At 50.3% G+C, this 17,298-nt stretch carries 17 protein-coding genes; 3 read left to right on the top strand and 14 right to left on the bottom strand.

Features of this window, described 5'->3' with window-relative positions:
• Positions 1 to 12: 12 nt before the first annotated feature.
• On the top strand, positions 13 to 345 hold the full coding sequence (locus DSM465_RS0103020; protein ID WP_008880881.1) for a hypothetical protein: 333 nt from the start codon (positions 13 to 15) through the stop codon (positions 343 to 345).
• Positions 346 to 972: 627 nt separating this feature from the next.
• Here the strand turns inward: DSM465_RS0103020 and DSM465_RS19390 are convergent.
• Positions 973 to 1,146, bottom strand: a complete 174-nt coding sequence (locus DSM465_RS19390; protein ID WP_155121011.1) for a hypothetical protein — start codon at positions 1,144 to 1,146, stop codon at positions 973 to 975.
• A 344-nt stretch (positions 1,147 to 1,490) separates the two neighbouring features.
• On the opposite strand from DSM465_RS19390, the gene DSM465_RS0103005 reads away from it, so the two are divergent.
• On the top strand, positions 1,491 to 3,152 hold the full coding sequence (locus DSM465_RS0103005; RefSeq protein ID WP_011887971.1) for an acyl-CoA synthetase: 1,662 nt from the start codon (positions 1,491 to 1,493) through the stop codon (positions 3,150 to 3,152).
• A 42-nt stretch (positions 3,153 to 3,194) separates the two neighbouring features.
• Here the strand turns inward: DSM465_RS0103005 and DSM465_RS0103000 are convergent, their stop codons facing one another.
• The 8 genes from DSM465_RS0103000 to sppA all read right to left on the bottom strand — a co-directional run bounded on the left by DSM465_RS0103000 (position 3,195) and on the right by sppA (position 9,844).
• A complete protein-coding gene (locus DSM465_RS0103000; protein ID WP_029760605.1) occupies positions 3,195 to 3,707 on the bottom strand; it encodes a MogA/MoaB family molybdenum cofactor biosynthesis protein in 513 nt (170 codons plus the stop codon).
• A 150-nt stretch (positions 3,708 to 3,857) separates the two neighbouring features.
• Positions 3,858 to 5,048 (bottom strand): acetate kinase, encoded by a 1,191-nt coding sequence (locus DSM465_RS0102995; protein ID WP_008880885.1) that lies wholly within the window; start codon positions 5,046 to 5,048, stop codon positions 3,858 to 3,860.
• 196 nt (positions 5,049 to 5,244) lie between these two features.
• Positions 5,245 to 6,234 (bottom strand): class I SAM-dependent methyltransferase, encoded by a 990-nt coding sequence (locus DSM465_RS0102985; protein ID WP_008880886.1) that lies wholly within the window; start codon positions 6,232 to 6,234, stop codon positions 5,245 to 5,247.
• Positions 6,235 to 6,354: 120 nt separating this feature from the next.
• On the bottom strand, positions 6,355 to 6,855 hold the full coding sequence (gene tpx / locus DSM465_RS0102980; protein ID WP_008880887.1) for a thiol peroxidase: 501 nt from the start codon (positions 6,853 to 6,855) through the stop codon (positions 6,355 to 6,357).
• A gap of 207 nt (positions 6,856 to 7,062) precedes the next feature.
• Entirely contained in the window at positions 7,063 to 7,542 is a 480-nt protein-coding gene (gene ytfJ / locus DSM465_RS0102975; protein ID WP_029760604.1) for a GerW family sporulation protein, read from the bottom strand.
• Between the two features lie 11 nt (positions 7,543 to 7,553).
• Positions 7,554 to 8,183, bottom strand: a complete 630-nt coding sequence (locus tag DSM465_RS0102970) for a DUF2953 domain-containing protein (protein ID WP_087960381.1) — start codon at positions 8,181 to 8,183, stop codon at positions 7,554 to 7,556.
• Positions 8,184 to 8,352: 169 nt separating this feature from the next.
• Positions 8,353 to 8,805, bottom strand: coding sequence for an RDD family protein (locus tag DSM465_RS0102965; RefSeq protein ID WP_223812938.1), 453 nt, complete (start codon positions 8,803 to 8,805; stop codon positions 8,353 to 8,355).
• Between the two features lie 31 nt (positions 8,806 to 8,836).
• Positions 8,837 to 9,844, bottom strand: coding sequence for a signal peptide peptidase SppA (gene sppA, locus DSM465_RS0102960; protein WP_008880891.1), 1,008 nt, complete (start codon positions 9,842 to 9,844; stop codon positions 8,837 to 8,839).
• 108 nt (positions 9,845 to 9,952) lie between these two features.
• On the opposite strand from sppA, the gene DSM465_RS0102955 reads away from it, so the two are divergent.
• Positions 9,953 to 10,756, top strand: a complete 804-nt coding sequence (locus DSM465_RS0102955; RefSeq protein ID WP_029760603.1) for an NAD kinase — start codon at positions 9,953 to 9,955, stop codon at positions 10,754 to 10,756.
• Between the two features lie 203 nt (positions 10,757 to 10,959).
• Here DSM465_RS0102955 and mbcS read toward each other — a convergent pair whose 3' ends face one another.
• The 5 genes from mbcS to ezrA form a co-directional block, all read right to left on the bottom strand.
• A complete protein-coding gene (gene mbcS, locus DSM465_RS0102950; protein WP_029760602.1) occupies positions 10,960 to 12,555 on the bottom strand; it encodes an acyl-CoA synthetase MbcS in 1,596 nt (531 codons plus the stop codon).
• A 135-nt stretch (positions 12,556 to 12,690) separates the two neighbouring features.
• Positions 12,691 to 12,897, bottom strand: coding sequence for an alpha/beta-type small acid-soluble spore protein (locus tag DSM465_RS0102945; protein WP_008880894.1), 207 nt, complete (start codon positions 12,895 to 12,897; stop codon positions 12,691 to 12,693).
• Positions 12,898 to 12,978: 81 nt separating this feature from the next.
• On the bottom strand, positions 12,979 to 14,184 hold the full coding sequence (gene thiI / locus DSM465_RS0102940; RefSeq protein WP_011887981.1) for a tRNA uracil 4-sulfurtransferase ThiI: 1,206 nt from the start codon (positions 14,182 to 14,184) through the stop codon (positions 12,979 to 12,981).
• 7 nt (positions 14,185 to 14,191) lie between these two features.
• Complete coding sequence (locus DSM465_RS0102935) at positions 14,192 to 15,337, bottom strand: cysteine desulfurase family protein (RefSeq protein WP_029760601.1); 1,146 nt, start codon at positions 15,335 to 15,337, stop codon at positions 14,192 to 14,194.
• A gap of 142 nt (positions 15,338 to 15,479) precedes the next feature.
• Positions 15,480 to 17,183, bottom strand: a complete 1,704-nt coding sequence (ezrA, locus tag DSM465_RS0102930) for a septation ring formation regulator EzrA (protein ID WP_029760600.1) — start codon at positions 17,181 to 17,183, stop codon at positions 15,480 to 15,482.
• Positions 17,184 to 17,298: the final 115 nt, after the last annotated feature.

Raw genomic sequence — 17,298 nt, 5'->3', positions numbered from 1 at the left:
GGAGGGGATAAGATGAACCGCCAATTTATCGATGACAAACGGCTCGGCATCCGCGTGCCGCAGTTGGACAAACGTTGGGAAGACTACAGCGCCGAAGAACAGGAAGCGATTTTGCTCGAGTGGGAAGCCATCCGTGGCTCCATCCCTGACCGCATCGCGACGCTGGAGCGGCAAATCAATGAAAAACAAGATGCGCTTAGCCACGAAGCCGATTTTGCGCGCTCGTGCCAGCTCAATGCTGACATCGCCGAACTCGCCTCGATTATCAACGATTTGTGGATTTGGTATCGCACCGTGCCATCCGTTTCATCACTCACAGAAGAAAAACAAGGTGAAAAACGGTGACATGCCCTCACGAATGAGTGCCAAGACCGTTTGGTGTTCTTTTAAAGACAGCAGACAAGCGTAACGGAAAGAGAAGTGAACAGATGTAGCGGATTTCGCTGCGCTGACAGAGAATACGTTGGCACAAATAAAATTTTAGTCATGCCTGAAAGACGAGGAGGAGTGCTCAAATTAGGGAACTCCTCTTCAGCGTTTTTATCCCACTCGCCAAGAGCCTATCAAAGTCCTTTCTACTATTTGAAGTTCTCCAGCATCAATGACGCCAAGAAACAGCGATTTTCATCAGCCTTCCATAGCAATCATATTAGTGGATCAAGAGCTTTTATGTATAAAAAATATAGCAAGCAACAATGGGAACATAGGATAAAACATCAGGCACTTGAACGCATTCTCCGCTCCGCTGAAATAATACGCAATCGGTAAAAATAATAAGGCACTACTTACCAAATGAATCGCCCTTTTTCTCAGCCCTCCCCAAATGAGAAGGAAAATTGAGGCTCCGATGAATAACCAAAATAGAAATCCCACCCAAAAAAAGCTCATTTCCCCATCCCCCGTCTCTCTAATTTTACTATATCATTGCCCGGTTTTGTGTGAAAATTCGGTTATCATTGCTCGTCTACCATTTCATTTGTTTTGATCGCTCCCTTTCACTTCACCATTTTCTAATTCCCTACCTGCAATACTAGCTCCGTTAACGATGACGTATTCTTTCTTATTGTCGGTGATTGCTACAATCGCTTGCTCAAATCCCTCATCATTTCCTTGATGACTTCCCTTCCAACGTCCTGACTGATCCATTCATCACTACCAAATCGGCAAGAACGCCGTTTTCTTTTCGCATCCTCCGATAAAAATCGGAGAATTTTTTTATCCTCGAAATCCAAGAGGAAGCAAAAAGGAGGAGCTTCCAGCATCATCGCTCGAAATGTTGCTTATGCAAAAAAGGAACGAGCCGCTAGGGACACCAGCCAAGAAATGAATACCACCCTCATTGGTTCTGCCAAGTTCAGCACCCTAACACAAATTGTTCCTAAACAGATTCTCTTATTACTATCGGTGTTATCTAACAATAATATATTGAATTTTATACATTTTTCTATTATTATTAATTTAAGTCTTTTTCAAACAACGGAGGGATCAAGATGGTTAACAACGTATCACCAGTCTCACTCATCCAATCGTTTTCCTGGGATCACGTATTTGCTCATTATGATGGAGATCCCCACAGCCGATTCAACGTCGCCCATGAAGTATGCGACCGCTATGCCAATGATCCGAATCGCATTGCGCTCTTTTATGAAAACGCTTTAGGAGAGCAGAAAACGATCACGTATCGACAATTACGCGATTGGTCCAACCAAATGGCGAATGTGTTCCGCAAACTAGGAGTGAAAAAAGGGGATCGCGTCTGCGCGCTCATGCCGAAAAACCCTGCGCTTGTCGTTTATATTTTGGCAGCTTGGAAAGTCGGCGCCGTGTACGTGCCGCTCTTTACCGCGTTTGGCCCACAGGCGATCGAATATCGCATCAACCATGCCGAGGCGAAAGTGATTTTGACGAACAAGGAACAACGCGCCAAACTACCGGCAAAGGAAAAAATGCCGACGCTCGAACACATTTTTGTCGTCGATGATGAGCGCGAAGATAGCCAAGATTCCCCATTTTGGAAAACGCTTTCGAAAGAATCGACCGAGCACTCGCTCGAAGAAACGACGGCCGATGATCTGCTTGCCATCCAATATACGTCCGGATCGACTGGAATGCCAAAAGGCACCATGTGGCCGCATAACGTGCTGATCAATATTTATCCATACATGCGCTATGCCATCGATTTGCGGGATGATGATGTCTTTTTCGGTGGGGCCGACCCAGGTTGGGCGTACGGGTTGATTTTCTGCACCTTTGCCCCGATGGCGTTTGGGGTGCCAATCGTCTTTTATGAGGGACCGTTTAAACCAGAAACATGCTATTCACTGATGGAAAAATACGGCGTCACGAACTTTGCGTACGCTCCGACCGCCTACCGGGCGATGGCCGCAGCCGGTGCCGATGTCATCGGCCGCTATCACCTGAAAGTGCGCGCGATGAGCTCAGCCGGCGAGCCGCTCAATCCGGAAGTCATTCGCTTTTTCCAAGAGCACTTAGGTGTCACGATCCACGACCATTATGGCTTATCGGAAACGTTGATGCTGATTGGAAATCTCAACGCTGCTGCGATGGACATCCGCCCGGGCTCGATGGGGTGCCCGCTTCCGGGCTTTGACATCGCCTTGCTCGGTGAAGATGGAACCCCGGTCGCTGACGGCGAAGTTGGGCAAATTGCCTTTAACATCGATTCCATTCCGAACGTCTTTAAAGGATATTGGAAAGATCCTGAAAAGACAGCCGAACGGCTTGTCGGCCGGTGGTTTTTGACCGGTGACTTGGCGAACAAAGACGAAGACGGGTATTTTTGGTTCCAAGGGCGGGCTGACGATATCATCTCAAGCGCCGGCTACCGCATCGGACCGTTCGAAATTGAAAGCTGCCTCCTTGAGCATCCAGCCGTCGTCGAAGCAGCCGCCGTCGGCAAACCGGATCCTATTAAAGGGGAAATCGTCAAAGCGTTTGTCGTGCTGAAAGAGGGCTATGCTCCATCGGACGAGCTGGCCGAAGAGCTGTCATTGTTCGTCAAAACACGCTTATCGAAGCACGAATACCCGCGCGAAGTCGAATTTGTCACCGAACTTCCGAAAACGCCGAGCGGAAAAATCCAGCGGTTTATCCTTCGCAATCAAGAAAGGGAAAAACAGAAAAACGTGTGATCAAACTTCGTGTCCGTTCTTACCGAACGGACACGTTTTCCTTTACCGGTCTTTTCGAATCTCCCTCATGACATGTCCAAGTTCCGGCAAGATGAGCTTCATCATCGCAAGGCGCACCGCTCCGGTTGAACCAGGAGTGCAAAAGATGGCGGTATCCATCGCCACACCGGCGATGGCGCGCGACAGCATCGCCGCCGAGCCAATGTCTTCCGTATAACTTAAAAAGCGGAACAATTCGCCAAAGCCGACGATCTCCTTCTCGAGCAGCGCACTCACCGTTTCGATCGTCACGTCGCGCTTGGCGATGCCAGTGCCGCCGTTTGTGAGCACTGCGTCGACATCAGTGCGACGGCAGCCGTCGAGCACCGCCTCGCGAATGGCGGCTTCCTCATCTTTCACAATGTCATAGCCAACAACGTCATGCCCCGCCTCGGTCAGCAACTCGATCATCAGCCGGCCGCTCCGGTCGGTTTCTTCCGTTCTCGTATCGCTGATCGTCACGACTTTGCAGCGGACGGTTTTCGGGGCTTCTTGCTTATGTTCGATCGTGCTCATCGTTCGTCTCTCCTTCGCTTATCGTCTTCATCCATAAGTATAGCAAAAAACAGCAGGTATCCTGCCAAACGCTTCGACCAACGAAAAAGCGGCTCCCTCCTAGAAGCTAGGAGAGAGCCGCTTCATTTTATTTTGCGCTATCCGGCTCTATTACAAATGCGCCAACCGCATCACATCACGGGCAATCATAACCTCTTCGTTCGTCGGGATGACGAGCACTTTCACCGGCGAGTGCGGGTAGCTGATGAACGCTTCTTTGCCGCGCACTTTGTTTAATGCCGGATCCCAGTAAACCCCCATGAATTCGAGACCGCGCAACACTTTCGCGCGCACGACATCACTGTTTTCGCCGATGCCGGCGGTGAAAATGATGGCGTCGACACCGCACATGCGCGCAGCATACGAACCGATATATTTATGAATTCGGCTAGCAAATACTTCAAGCGCCAGCTCTGCCCGTTCATTCCCTTCCGATGCCGCTTTTTCGAGGTCGCGCAAGTCGCTTGAAAGGCCGGACAAGCCGAGCATGCCGCTTCGTTTGTTCAGCACTTCAATCACTTCATCCGCCGTCATTCCCGTTTTCTCCATAATATACGGGATGAGCGCCGGGTCGATGTTACCAGAACGCGTTCCCATCGCTACGCCCGCTAATGGAGTGAAGCCCATCGACGTGTCAATCGATTTTCCTGCTTCCACCGCCGCGATGCTCGCGCCGTTTCCTAAATGGCACGAGATGAGGCGCAGCTGTTCGATCGGCCGGCCGAGCAATTCGGCGGCACGATGGGTGACGTATTTATGCGACGTGCCGTGGAATCCATATTTTCGAATACCGAATTTCGTATAATACTCATACGGCAAGCTATACAAAAATGATTGTTCCGGCATCGTTTGGTGGAACGCCGTATCAAACACGGCCACCGCCGGCACGTTCGGCAACACTTCCTGGAACGCCCGAATGCCAACGAGGTTGGCCGGGTTATGGAGCGGGGCGAGCTCGGAAACTTCCTCGATTTGTTTCATGACTTCATCGGTAATTAACACGGAGTCGCTGAACTTCTCCCCGCCGTGAACGACACGATGGCCAATGCCGTCGATTTCCTCAAACGACCGAATAATGCCGTAGCGAATCAATTTATCCAACAGCATTTTCACCGCCACGGCATGGTTCGGGATGGCGGTCACTTCCTGTTGTTTTTCCCCGTTCACAACAATGGTGAAAATCGCGTCGTCAAAACCGATGCGCTCGACGACCCCTTTCGTCAACACCGTTTCCGCCGGCATCTCAAACAATTGGAATTTCAACGATGAACTACCTGCGTTAATGGCTAACACTTTCGCCATATATCCAAACAGCTCCTTTTTACGAAATCCGATCGCACCTATCTTTAGTGTGCGCGCTTGGGCGCTATTTCACTATGCCTTTTTCATTGTATGCCCCCCTTGTTTTTCTTTCAAGCGCTTCCCCCTTCAGTAATCGGTTGCAACAAAAAGTTTTTATGTTGCGAAAAATGAAAACGGCCTCCCTTTTTGGAGGCCGTCAACTTCCCTTCTCGTTGGCGATCCACGCCTCGATTTTTTCCATCATTGCCTGCATCGCCGTCTTGTTCGAAAAGCGCGGCAGCTCGGCAAGCAGCACGTTTTTTGGCGGCTTGGCCATCGGTCCTTTCTTTTGCAAAATAAATACACTTTTCGCTGCTTGTTCATGTTTAAACATCGACAACGGCAACTGCAGCACGCCTTGGACGATGGCCGTCTCTTTTAGAAACTGGTTCAGCTGTTCTGCTTGCGGGCTCGAAAATAACGTATTAGGAATAAGGAAAAACAAATAACCGCCGTCTTTTGTGTACCGCAAGCTTTGTTCAATCAACAAATGGTGCGCGTATGACTGCCCTTCTTCCGCTTTTAGAGCAAAACGAGACGCATTGTCATCATCCGGGTAATAGCCGACCGGCAAATCACAGACGATGACGTCGGCCGGTTCGACAAAAAGAGGGCGTAAGCTGTCTTGGTTAAACAGCTGCAGCGAGTGTTTTTGCAAGTTCGCGTTGACATACGCGAGTTTGACGAGCAAGTCGTCCACATCGACGCCATAACTTTTCACCTGTTTGCCACTAAGACCGTTGAGCACCGCCGTCAATAAATTCGCCGTGCCAACGGCCGGGTCAAGGATGGTAAGCGCCAAATGCGGGCGTGTAAACCGACGGACTAAATACGCCAAAAATAAACTGACCGCATCCGGGGTCATTTGGTGGTGCGGCTGGATATGTTGGCGCATCCCTTTTAAGACGGCGAGCTGGAACGCCTTGCGGATTTCCTCATTTTGAAACCGGTCGAGCATGAGTTCGCGATATTGTTTTTTCAACCGTTTAGCATTTAATTCACTCACTTCGTCTTGCAACACGTCGCCGTGAAACAAATTTTCTCCTGTTTCGGCGACCGCTTCTAAATACGTGCATTGCAATTCTTCCTGCAAAATATGAGCTGTTTCATCCAATACAGTGAACAGCCGCTCAACTGGCGTCATCATTCCGTATATCCCACCTTTCTGGCCATTTCCTTTTGCTATTGTACGCCGGATTCCCCCTGTGCGGCAAGAAAAGCGTCGGCAGGAAAGAAAAGACCCCGAACGGATCGGGGCCTTTTTCCATTATTTCGCTGCTTTTGCTGCTTCAATCGCGGCTTCGTAGTTCGGATGGTTCGTCACTTCCGGCACGTATTCTACGTACGTCACCGTATCATTGCTGTCGATGACAAACACCGCGCGGGCGAGCAAGCGCAGTTCTTTGATCAAGACGCCGTACGCTTGTCCGAACGAAACGTCGCGATGGTCGGACAATACTTGGACGTTGTCAATGCCGGCAGCGCCGCACCACCGTTTTTGTGCAAACGGCAAATCGACGCTGATGGTTAACACTTTCACATTGTCAAGCTTCGCCGCTTCTTCGTTAAATCGGCGCGTCTGCGCATCACAAACCCCAGTGTCAAGCGACGGAACGACGCTGATTAAGCGGACGTGTCCTTTCGTATCGGCGAGCGTTACTTCTTGCAAGTTTTGGTCAAGCACCGTAAAATCCGGCGCCTTGTCACCGACGTTCACTTCGTTTCCGACGAGCGTGACCGGATTTCCTTTAAACGTCACATTAGCCATCATTTCTCTCCCCTTAAGAAAAAATATGTACTATTTCCATATTAGAACACGGAAAAGATTTTTGCAATCGTTTTGCCTTCGCTAGAAAGTTAATTTGAATGAACATTCAAAAAATAGTTTGTAGCATCTGATGAAACAACAGAGACTGTTGTTTTCGGTTTCCACAACTTAGAAAAAGCGCCGGACAAAAACGTGTCCAGCGCCCAGCTAAATGTCAAAGTCATTTGCCGAAGCAGAGGATGCCTCGTCTTTCTTGTTTTTCTTCAACATCGCTTGAATTTTCTCAAACGCCTGCGGGGCGACATCAAGTAGTTTCTCGTATAAGTGCGTGCTTTCATCCAAATGGAGAAGTTTGACCCCTGACGAATTGACGACAAGAAACGCAATCGGGGTAATGGAGACACCACCGCCGCTGCCGCCGCCAAACGGATGCCCGCTCCCTTGGGCTTGTCCGTTTTGCCCGCTTTGCCCGTTTGCGCCAGCTTGAGCTCCTTGGCCGTTTTGCTGGCCGTCGAGCATAAACTCGCTGCCGCCGGCAGCAAACCCAAACCCGACTTTCGACACGGTTAAAATAACGCTGCCATCAGGCGTTTCGACCGGATCGCCGATAATCGTATTGACGTCAATCATTTGTTTTAAGTTTTCCATCGCTGTTGTCATTAACCCTTGGATTGGATGGTTCGTCATGCTCATTCCTCCTAATAGCCTTCATTTGCCTGTTTGGCCGCAAGCGGCTTTCGTTTCGGCAAGCGTCGTCCGTTCCAATGTTTGACCACTCGCAATCCTGCTAACATAGCATGCCCGATTCGAAACTGAAACATACATAAAAACGCTGTTTCCGAAACCGCTCGGTCATACGAAGGAACGATCATAATCACTGGTACCGTTTTCATCTTCGTGTAGCGGCTCACCACACCAATGATGGTGTATTTCAACGACCAACCAAGCCCGGCGATCAATCCGGTTGACGCTGCATCGCCGGTGCCGATCGTTGTTCTCCATTCCCATTTGGTAATCGTTACATGACGGTAAAACTGTTTCATAATTTCATGCAAGTCGACGACTTGCTTGAGAAATTGCTTGACTTGACGAAAGAAATGAGCAATGTCTCTCGGTGTCCATTTGCTTTTCTTCTCCTTTTTCGTTCGCGTCCCCCCAACACCTTCTTTATGGACAAACGTCACACCGGGCGACTCCGATTCGGTTTCGAGCTTGATGAGCGGAATGCGAATCGTGTAACGAATGAGACCAAATAGCGTGCGCACAACAATTTTATACTCATCATCGTCTTTAGCATGGCGGAAGACAACCGTCACCGCGACTTTCATCCATGCGACAAGAAGGAGAAAAAGAGCAACCACCACGACAGCTATGATTATTCCTCTCAATGTCCGCACTTCCTTTCACCATATCATTGTCACCATATGGAAAAAAAATAAACCTGCCGGAGCGGCAGGTCGATATCATTGATGATCAGCCGATACAAACCAAAGACCGTCAATCGCGAATGACGATCGTATCGGCAAACTGATCATGCATCCCTTTTTTCTTTTCCGAAAAAGCGACAAACAAAAAACCGATGAACAACAGTTTTTTCGAAATAAACTTGCCAACCACTTCGCGGAACAGCACCGTCAGCCATGTAAGCGGCACGCCCCGCTCATCGACGACTTTTAAGCCGAACACCATTTTGCCAAGCGTCTGTCCGAACGTTTTCGTCATTAAGACAAAATAAGCGTAAAAAATGATCGCCGCCACCACCGCAGCCGGCGCAAACAAATGATCTCTCTCTAACGGCCAGTCGAACAAGCGAAACAGCGGCCAAACGATCAGCCGGTTGATGCTTGAAACGACGATGATGTCAAGCAAATATGCCCAAAAGCGAAGCCAAAACCCGCCGTAGCGGGGGGCTGTTTCCACCGGCAGGCTTTCGGCTGCAGACGGCGCCATGGCTTGCGTATCAGTCATCTTCCCACTTCCTTTACTCACTAAATAAATACATAAGCCGTGGCGATGACGGACGCGACAACAAGCGAATGAGCTCGGACGCTTCCGTTTCTGGCTTAGCATTGTTCGATATCACGCCAAACAATGAACTCCACGGAGTATCACTGACATATTTCACGACTTGAGCACCGGAAAGCCGATGTTCTTTTTTCAGTGCTGCAATGGTATCATCCAAATAGCCAAACTCATCAATCAACTGGAGCGCTTTCGCTTGGCGGCCGTCGTAAATGCGGCCATCAGCCAGTTTGCGCACCGCTTCTTCCGACAACTTTCTTCCTTCAACAATGACATCGACAAACCCCTCATACGATTGGTTGATCAGCCGTTGCAAAATCTCCTGCTCCGCATCCGTCATTTTGCGCGCTGGATTCATGATGTCTTTGTATGGGCCGCTTTTGATCGTGACGAGTTCGACGCCGTATTTTTTCGCCAACCCTTCGTAATTGATGCTCTGCATAATGACGCCGATCGAACCCGTGATCGTCTCCGGGCTGGCAAAAAGTTTATCACCCGCTGTGGCGATGTAATAGCCACCGGAGGCTGCCATCGCTCCCATCGACACATAAATAGGCTTCTTCGTCTCTTTTTTCAATTTCAACAGCTGGTTATGAACTTCCGCGCTTTCAACGACTCCGCCGCCCGGCGAGTTGATGCGCAATACGATCGCCTTGACGCTGTCATCTTCTTTCACCTGTTTAATCATTTTCAAAAACGCTTGATGATTATAAAACGACGAGGAAAAGAACGTTTCCGCTTCGCCCGTATCTTCAATGACACCGTTCACCTCCAAGACAACGATTTTTTTCAACGGATCGCCGTCTTCGATCACTTCCTCGCTAAATGAATCTTCCATAAGCGACAACCAATTTTTCGACCATGTTTCGGACTTATCAGACAGCAAGATACCAACGGCATTAACAAGCACAGAAATAATAAATAACGCGGCAGCAATCGCCAATGCCGTCCACCGTTTTCGATTCATTTTCTTCCCCCTTTGCATGGACTGTCCATATTTTTATAATCATGGAAAACGTGGTACAATATTCATTGTACATCGGTTTAAGCATGATGCCAATAGGAGGGCGCAAAGATGGACATGGAACGTAATCGCCTTTATTTTTTTTATAAGCGGGATGACGAGTTGGTCGAACGGGTAAAGCCGCTCATTGAACGGGCGGAACGCGGGCCGTTTGTCGTGGTCGACGACGCTCAAGAAGCGAATATTATCGTCAGCATCGGCGATGATGGAGCGTTTTTGCAGGCGGTCCGGCAAACCGGGTTTCACCCCGACCGTTTATACGTCGGTGTGTCAACGTTACCGACACGCGGATTTTATTGTGATTTCCAAATTGATCATATCGATTATATCGTTGAAGCGGCGAGAAACTGGAAATTAGAAGTACGGCGTTACCCAATCATCGAAGTGACGATCGATGGCACCGCCTCCTTTTTCTGCCTAAACGAATGTTCCATTCGTTCGCAAATCATTAAAACGATGGCCATCGATGTCTTTATTGACGACTTGCATTTTGAAACCTTCCGCGGCGATGGCATTATTGTCTCGACCCCAACCGGCAGCACCGGCTACAATAAGTCGGTGCACGGAGCAGTGGTTGATCCGCTCTTGCCGTGTTTCCAAGTGAGCGAGCTCGCTTCGCTCAACAGTAACCGCTACCGGACGCTCGGTTCGCCGTTCATTTTAAGCGGCGAGCGGAAACTGACGCTGAAAATGTCGGAAGAAACGAGCCATTTTCCGATCATCGGCCTCGACAACGAGGCGCTTAGCATCCAACATATCGAACAAATCGACATCCGCCTGAGCGATCGGGTCATCAAAACCGTACGGCTGAAAGACAATTCGTTCTGGGATAAAGTGAAGCGCGTCTTTTTATAAACCGCGGGAAAGGTCTCCGATATCAGATCTGTGGAAGTGTTCGGTGCAAATAGAGAGAGGGTGTCCCCGTTGCTTTCGGGACACCCTCTCTTTCATTTGGCGGATGGCTTCAAGACGCCCTGCTTCCCCTTCATCCTTTAGGAAGACAGGCAGTTCTGACGTCTTTTCGTTAAGCTCGTGTTTCACACGCCTTCTCACGGTGTTTAAGAAGAGCGGCCTGCAAGGCGCGCTTCCCGCTCGCGAAGCTCGACGCGGCGGATTTTTCCCGACACGGTTTTCGGCAAGTCATCGACGAACTCAATTTTGCGCGGATATTTGTATGGAGCGGTCAATTGTTTGACATGTTCCTGCAGCGCCGGAATGAGCGATGGATCGTTTGGATCGACTCCATCACGGAGCACGACGAACGCTTTGACGACATGACCGCGCACTTCATCCGGGCTGGCGACAACCGCGCATTCTTTTACCGCCGGATGCTTGACGAGCGCATCTTCCACTTCAAACGGGCCGATCGTATAACCGGAGCTGATGATGATATCATCGCCGCGGCCTTCAAACCAGAAATAACCGTCTTCGTCTTTTCTCGCCTTATCGCCGGTAATGTAATAGTCACCGCGGAACTGCATCGCCGTCCGTTCCGGATCTTTATAGTAATATTTAAATAAGGCTGGCGTTTCTACATGAACAGCGATATCTCCCACAACGCCGACTGGGCACGGTTCGCCGTTTTCGTCGATAATTTCGACACGGTTGCCCGGCGTCGGTTTCCCCATCGATCCCGGTTTGATGTCCATCCCCTTCATGACACCGACAAGCAATGTATTTTCCGTCTGTCCATAACCGTCGCGCACTTGGATGCCAAAATGTTTGGCAAACGTGTCGATCACTTCACGGTTGAGCGGCTCGCCAGCCGACACGGCGCTGTGCAAATGCGATAAGTCGTAGCGGCCGATATCCGGCACTTTCGCCATCAGACGGTACTCGGTCGGTGTGCAGCAAAGCACGTTGACTTGATATTTTTCTAACAGCTGCAAATATTTTTCCGGCTCAAAGCGGCCGTAATAGACAAACCCGGTCGCTCCCGAACCGAGCACCGATAAAAATGGGCTCCAAATCCATTTTTGCCACCCCGGTCCAGCGGTCGCCCAAACGAGATCCGTCTCTTCAATGCACAGCCAGTTTTTCGCCGCCGTGCGCAAATGAGCGTACGCCCAGCCGTGGCAATGGACGACCCCTTTCGGATTGCCGGTCGTTCCAGATGTGTAAGATAAAAACGCCATATCGTCGCGCGATGTGTCGGCCGCTGCGAGTGTTTCGCTTTCCGCCGCCATCGCCGCGTCCAACCGAACCCAACCGTCATGCTCGTGTTCACCGATCGAAAATTTCAACAGCTTGTCCACGCCATCGATCGGAACGAATTCGTCGAGATACGGTTCATAGGCGACGATTGCCTTCACTTCTCCATGGGACAATCGGTATTCCAAGTCTTTGGTCCGCAGCATCTCCGAGCTTGGGATGACGACAAGCCCGGCTTTGAGCGCCCCTAAATATACTTCATACGCTTCAATCAGCCGCGGAACCATGACAAGCACTTTATCCCCTTTTTCCAGCCCGCGCGATAAGAAAGCGTTTCCAATTTGGTTAGCGCGCGCCATGAGGCGACCGTATGTAATCTCTTTCGTTTCGCCGCGCTCATTCTCCCATTTTAAAGCAATTCGCTCCGGATGTGCTGCCGCATGCCGTTCCATTTCGGACGTTAAATTGTAGCGCTCAGGAGCGATCAGTTCTTCCCGCTTCATCGTTCCTCTCCCCCTCTTCTGTTCATTTTGCCGTCTCCGACACCTTTTATTATACAAAATAATTATTATATTTTGAATACTTTTGTCATAACAAACGGCGGGGAGCTCCCCGCCGCGTAAGCCATCATTATAAAATTAGAATTGACGTGCACCGCCCAATTGTTGTTGCGCCATAGCGACAAGACGTTTCGTAATCTCGCCGCCGACCGAACCGTTAGCGCGCGATGTCGTGTCAGCGCCTAAGTTGACGCCGAATTCTTGGGCGATTTCATATTTCATTTGCTCAAGCGCTTGTTGTGCGCCCGGAACAAGCAATTGATTGCTGTTGTTGTTGCGTGCCATCTGTTTTCACCTCCTTTGTACGTATAGAATGTGTGAAAACAGACAGCAATATGCAACAACATGTTTGGTAAATTTTGAGATTTAAAACAGCGCAGTGAACTCGTCAGCCTGTCCAGCTTCTTCATCAATCACGATGGTTTCCGTCTCATTGATCGCTTTTTCAAGAAGCGGAGCGAGATCAAGCTGGCTCTCGTGCTGAAGCACTTTCTCTTTTTTCGGCTTTGTTTTTGGCGCCCGCGGCGTAAAAATGGTGCAACAGTCTTCATATGGAAGAATGGAAATATCATGGGTGTCGATTTGCTTAGCAATCTCGATGATTTCCATTTTATCCATCGAAATGAGCGGGCGCAAAACCGGTGTGTTGGTCACTTCGTTAATCACGTACATGCTTTCAAGCGTTTGACTCGCAACTTGGCCGAGGCTTTCACCAGTGACGATCGCCAACCCCCGCTGGCGGCGGCGCAAGGCGTCTGTAATTTTTAGCATTGCCCTCCGAGTGGAAATCAGCGAATATTCGTTTGGAACCCCTTGATAAATGGCTTGCTGCACTTCGGTAAACGGTACGATATGCAACTTGATTTTTCCACCGTACGCGGTCAGTTTCCGCACCAAATCGATCACTTTTTGCTTTGCCCGCTCGCTTGTAAACGGCGGACTGAAAAAGTGAACGGCTTCGATTTCGAGACCGCGCTTCATCGCCAAATACCCGGCGACCGGGCTGTCGATGCCGCCTGAGAGCATGAGCATCGCCTTGCCGCTCGTCCCCACCGGCAAGCCGCCAGCGCCGAAAATGTCATGGCACGTAACATAGGTTCCGTCTTGGCGTACTTCGATGCGCACATCAATATCCGGTTGGCGCACATTGACCGTTAAGTCTTCCGTCTGCCGCAAAATATGTGCCCCAACTTCATGATTAAGCTCATCACTTCGGTACGGAAACTGTTTATCGACGCGGCGGGCGCTCACTTTAAACGTTTTTCCTTTGTATGGAAGCTGCCGGACAGCAGCGAGCGCCGTCTCTTTAATAGCCGCTAAATCGTTTTCGCACTTCATCGCCAAGCTGAACGAGTGGATGCCAAACACCGTTTTCAGCTTGTCGATAATCGGTTCATGCGGCTCACCGTTTAATAAAATGTACATTCGGTCACGCATATATTCAATTTTGATCCGAGGAAACGCCTGCAGTTTGCGGGCGATGTTGTTTTTTAGCCGTCGAACAAAAATATTGCGGTTTTTTCCTTTTGTCGTCATTTCCCCATAACGGATTAAAATGCGGTCATACTTCATTTCCATGTTATCCCGTTACCTCGCTTAATGTTTTGATCGCCTGTTTCATGGCAGCCACTGCCGGCGCGATTTCTTCGCTTGTGTTGTCAAACGATAAGCTGACGCGGATGCCGCGCTCAGCACGGTCTTCCCCAAGCCCCATCGCCACCAGCGTTTTGCTCGGCGCCTTTTTCTTCGACGAACAAGCCGATGTTGTCGAGACGTAAATGCCGCTTTTCGCCAGTTCGTGGACGAACACTTCCGGCTTCATGCCGCGCTTTAAGGAAAAGTTAATAATATGAGGCGCAGCACCGTCGCGCGGCGTGTTGATCTCAATCTCCGGAATGGTGGAAAGAGCGGTTCGCCACTCGTCTTTTAACGCCTTGAGCCGGTCGATCTCCCGCTCGTATCTCTCCATAGCGAGGCGCAGCGCTTTCGCCATCGCGACAATGGCGGCCACATTTTCCGTTCCGGACCGGAGCCGCATTTCCTGCCCGCCGCCGGCAATCAACGACGTCAAGCGGACACCTTCGCGGACGTAAAGCACCCCGGCACCGCGCAATCCGTGAAACTTATGAGCCGATATCGTGCTTAAATCGACGCCGGCCTTTTTCAAATCAAGCGGCACTTTGCTGATGCCTTGCACCCGGTCGACATGAAACAGCGTCTTCGGGTAGCGGGCAAGAAGCGCACCGATTTCCTCAATCGGTTGCACCGTGCCGACTTCGTTATTGACGTGCATGATTGAAACAAGAATCGTATCATCGCGCAGCGCGCGCTCGACTTGCTCCGCCGACACTCTCCCGTTGCGGTCGACCGGCAAATACGTCACCTCAAAGCCGAGCTCCTCAAGCTGACGGCACGGCTCAGCAACGGACGGATGCTCGATCTCCGTCGTAATAATATGCCGGCCGCGCCGCCGATATTGCCAAGCCACTCCTTTAATGGCGAAATTGTTGGCTTCCGTTCCACCGGACGTGAACACGACCTCGTTCGCTTTGACCCGCAGCATGGCAGCGATTTGTTCGCGTGCCTGCGTGAGCAGTCGCTCCGCCTTCATGCCCAGTTCATGAAGCGAAGACGGATTGGCAAAATAGTCCGTCGCGACCTTGACAAACGAATCGATCACTTCTGGAAACGGTTTGGTCGTCGCACTGTTATCAAGGTAAATCATTGTTTCCATCCTCCGCTCATGATCGGCAAATGTACATACATAGTATAATAACATAAAACCGAGCTGAAAACACACACGTACTTACAGTATTCACCAAAAACCCGATAAATATCGGTTTTCACCGATAATTATCGGGTTTTGATCATTGTTCGTCCTCGTTGTCCGCCTGCCAAAGCTTCTGCACGCGGTCAAACGCGCCTGGCTCGACACTTTCAATCGTGGCCACCGCCTGCCGGAGCGCCTCTTCGTAATCGTAATGACGGAACAAAAACTCGGCCTCCTCAAGCCCTTTGTGAACCGCCGGATAACGGCGGCGGTAGCGGTTGCCATATTGAATCGTCCGTTCAGCCAAGGACGCCTGTTCAATCATTTCGACTGTCCGCTCATAAAGCCGTTCAACCGAAACTTTCGCTTCTTCGAGCGCCCGGTCGACCGCCGGCATGTCGAGCGGCTTTTCTTCGAGGCGGGCGGCCACATTTTGCAAGCTGTTTTTCGCTTCCGTCAGCTCAAGCGCATACGGCTCAGGCAGCCCCGGCAGTCGGCTTTTTTGCACGAGGCGAAGCGATTCGGACAATTTTTTTCTCATGTCGTCGAGCTTTTCACGGGCAATTAATTCGTCTTTGCGCAGCGCCTGCAGCATCAACCGAAACTGTTCATGCTCTTCTTTCATCATGTCAATTTGCCCGACGAGCTGTTCCAGCTCCTCTCTGAGCAAAGAATAGGCAGTTTTCGCCTCAGCGACGCGGTCTTCGATCAGCAAAAACCGCTTCTGCAGCTGATGCATCTGTTTTTCAATGCTTCGATATTTTTCAAGGTCGCTTGGCGGCAGATGGTAACTTTGTTGAACAAACATCGCTTCAGCGCTCGTTTCTTTTGCCTCGGCAGCCAACTCCGTAAGCATGCCGCCAATGCGCGGCATTTCCGTTTGCACGTATTGATTAGCGAGCACTTCTTTTTCCAGCAAGTCGTATAGCGTATCAATTTCTTCTTTCAGCTCAGCGACGGTTTGCTTCGCTTCTTCGATGCGCAGCTCGCCAATCATCGCTAAGCATTGTCCGATTTTCTCCTGTTTTTCTGCCAATGTGCGTTCGATGTGCAAATGGTCGAGTATGTACCCGCTTTGCTCCATTTCCCGATAGCCGTCAGCAAGCTCGGCCAACTGGGCGGGAAGAGAGGTTTGGCACTCGCTAAGCAGCGCCGGAATCTCTTCCATCATCGTCGCCAGGCTGTCAAGCTCCTGCTTCAGCTCCTGGACGACACCGCGCGCTGCCAAATAGTTGCCGGCTTCCGTCAATTTGGCAAACGACTCAAACTGCTTTTCGGCCTCGGTTAGGCGGACGTCAAGCAAATCGGCAGCCGCCCCAAACGTATACCGATAAGCAAGCAGCGTTTTCTTCGCCTCCCGATGGACAGCGCGCAGCTCTTCGATTTCCGTCCGGCTTTGCTCTTCGCTTCCGATCAGCTCGTTAACTTCATCAATGATTTGATGCACCTCTTCCTCAAGGCGACGCAACCCATCCTCAATTTGCCCAATCAACTTGCGTGCCTGCCGGTACCGGTATTTGTCCAGAAACGTCTCGGTATCAAACAGCTGTTCTTCGACATTCGGCAGCTTCACGGCTACGATCTCATCCCATTGTTGGCGCCACCGTTCAAACAGCTGCTCCGTTTCCCCGGTCATGTTCAGCTGTTTCACTTTCGCTAACTCATCCGGCACCGGCCGGTTCATCAGTTCGATTTTCCATGCCTCAAGCCGGTCGATTTCCCGGTACATCTTCTTCCGATACATATGATTGTATATGATTACTCCTGCGCCGAGGAGCAGAACGATCCATACGATTTCCATGCACGAATGCCCCCTTGCACTCAAGCTACTCCGAAATGAATGAATACGGCGGAGAAGGCAAAAATATATGTTTTTCAATGTTTTTATGATACCATGTTAACGACATTTTTTGACC

The organism is Geobacillus thermodenitrificans subsp. thermodenitrificans DSM 465, assembly GCF_000496575.1.
Lineage (GTDB): Bacteria > Bacillota > Bacilli > Bacillales > Anoxybacillaceae > Geobacillus > Geobacillus thermodenitrificans.
The sequence above is the reverse complement of the archived record's forward strand: the minus strand, read 5'-3'. Positions and strand labels throughout refer to the sequence as shown.

What these genes read in the sequence shown, in the direction of transcription:
- DSM465_RS0103020 (WP_008880881.1), top strand. Translation starts at nt 13, where the DNA reads ATGAACCGCCAATTTATCGATGACAAACGGCTCGGCATCCGCGTGCCG.
- DSM465_RS19390 (WP_155121011.1), bottom strand. Translation starts at nt 1,146, where the DNA reads ATGGATCAGTCAGGACGTTGGAAGGGAAGTCATCAAGGAAATGATGAG.
- DSM465_RS0103005 (WP_011887971.1), top strand. Translation starts at nt 1,491, where the DNA reads ATGGTTAACAACGTATCACCAGTCTCACTCATCCAATCGTTTTCCTGG.
- DSM465_RS0103000 (WP_029760605.1), bottom strand. Translation starts at nt 3,707, where the DNA reads ATGAGCACGATCGAACATAAGCAAGAAGCCCCGAAAACCGTCCGCTGC.
- DSM465_RS0102995 (WP_008880885.1), bottom strand. Translation starts at nt 5,048, where the DNA reads ATGGCGAAAGTGTTAGCCATTAACGCAGGTAGTTCATCGTTGAAATTC.
- DSM465_RS0102985 (WP_008880886.1), bottom strand. Translation starts at nt 6,234, where the DNA reads ATGATGACGCCAGTTGAGCGGCTGTTCACTGTATTGGATGAAACAGCT.
- tpx (WP_008880887.1), bottom strand. Translation starts at nt 6,855, where the DNA reads ATGGCTAATGTGACGTTTAAAGGAAATCCGGTCACGCTCGTCGGAAAC.
- ytfJ (WP_029760604.1), bottom strand. Translation starts at nt 7,542, where the DNA reads ATGACGAACCATCCAATCCAAGGGTTAATGACAACAGCGATGGAAAAC.
- DSM465_RS0102970 (WP_087960381.1), bottom strand. Translation starts at nt 8,183, where the DNA reads ATGAAAGTCGCGGTGACGGTTGTCTTCCGCCATGCTAAAGACGATGAT.
- DSM465_RS0102965 (WP_223812938.1), bottom strand. Translation starts at nt 8,805, where the DNA reads ATGGCGCCGTCTGCAGCCGAAAGCCTGCCGGTGGAAACAGCCCCCCGC.
- sppA (WP_008880891.1), bottom strand. Translation starts at nt 9,844, where the DNA reads ATGAATCGAAAACGGTGGACGGCATTGGCGATTGCTGCCGCGTTATTT.
- DSM465_RS0102955 (WP_029760603.1), top strand. Translation starts at nt 9,953, where the DNA reads ATGGACATGGAACGTAATCGCCTTTATTTTTTTTATAAGCGGGATGAC.
- mbcS (WP_029760602.1), bottom strand. Translation starts at nt 12,555, where the DNA reads ATGAAGCGGGAAGAACTGATCGCTCCTGAGCGCTACAATTTAACGTCC.
- DSM465_RS0102945 (WP_008880894.1), bottom strand. Translation starts at nt 12,897, where the DNA reads ATGGCACGCAACAACAACAGCAATCAATTGCTTGTTCCGGGCGCACAA.
- thiI (WP_011887981.1), bottom strand. Translation starts at nt 14,184, where the DNA reads ATGAAGTATGACCGCATTTTAATCCGTTATGGGGAAATGACGACAAAA.
- DSM465_RS0102935 (WP_029760601.1), bottom strand. Translation starts at nt 15,337, where the DNA reads ATGATTTACCTTGATAACAGTGCGACGACCAAACCGTTTCCAGAAGTG.
- ezrA (WP_029760600.1), bottom strand. Translation starts at nt 17,183, where the DNA reads ATGGAAATCGTATGGATCGTTCTGCTCCTCGGCGCAGGAGTAATCATA.